1 pseudogene is annotated in these 250 nt (G+C 78.8%); it reads left to right on the top strand.

The features are described from left to right. Nucleotides 1-37: 37 nt before the first annotated feature. A pseudogene (locus tag A4V12_RS39565) lies at nucleotides 38-250 on the top strand (FeS-binding protein); the annotation flags it as partial.

Here is a 250-nt window from a genome sequence, read left to right as displayed (position 1 = left end):
CCACCCCCCGCCCACCCGGGCCCCCCCCCCGCCCGCCCTGCCCCCCACCCGCCTTACGGTGCTGTAAGCCTCCGCCCTCGCCGGGGCCGCAGGGGTCGCCGCGGCCTCCTGCTCCACCGAGTCCAGGCTGGGCCCCGCGAAGACGCCCACCCCCTCCGCGCCGTTGGACCTCTGCGCGGCGGACGCCGTCCCGGTCGGCGGCGCCAAGCTCTTCCGCGACCAGCGCCTGGTGGTAAGCTGTCCCGCCAAG

Source organism: Streptomyces noursei (assembly GCF_001646665.1).
Lineage (GTDB): Bacteria > Actinomycetota > Actinomycetes > Streptomycetales > Streptomycetaceae > Streptomyces > Streptomyces lavendulocolor.
Note: the sequence above shows the minus strand (reverse complement) of the source record. Positions and strands in the feature narration are given on the sequence as shown.